This window comes from Streptomyces sp. NRRL F-525, from assembly GCF_000716605.1.
GTDB lineage: Bacteria > Actinomycetota > Actinomycetes > Streptomycetales > Streptomycetaceae > Streptomyces.
In genome coordinates this window covers 1-495 of the sequence record NZ_JNXE01000129.1, presented here as the reverse complement: position 1 = coordinate 495, position 495 = coordinate 1, and the positions used below count along the sequence as shown (strand labels likewise).

Below are 495 nucleotides of genomic sequence, written 5' to 3'. Positions count from 1 at the left end.
ACACCTAAGCCTTCGTCGGCAGCGTCAGATGTGTATAAGAGACAGGAACACGGTCCCCCGAGTACCCCGCGACCGCCGGTCGGGGCCGGTCGGTGGGGAGGTCGAGCTGTTCGGGCAGGCCGGCGAGCTGCTGTTTCCAGTAGGCGAGCTGGCGGCCCGCGAGGCTGTCGGCATCGGTGTCGTCGCCGAGGATCTCCTGCTGCCACAGGGCGTAGTCGGCGTACTGGACGGGGAGGGGCTGCCAGGCGGGTGCGTCGCCGGCGCAGCGGGCGGTGTAGGCGGCGGTGAGGTCCTGGGCCAGTGGGCCGCGGGACCAGGCGTCGCTGGCGATGTGGTGCACGAGCAGCAGCAGGACGTGCTCCCGCTCCGACAGCCGCAGCAGCCGCGCCCGTACCGGGATCTCCGCGCCCAGATCGAAGGCGTGCGCCGCCGCCTCGGCCACCCGTTCCGCCACGTCCTCCGCGGCCACGTCGACGACGGCGAACGGCGTCGCGA

At 72.5% G+C, this 495-nt stretch carries 1 pseudogene; it reads right to left on the bottom strand.

The features are described 5' to 3' along the window. Nucleotides 1-46: 46 nt before the first annotated feature. Nucleotides 47-495 (bottom strand): annotated as a pseudogene (locus OO69_RS48190) (condensation domain-containing protein); the annotation flags it as partial.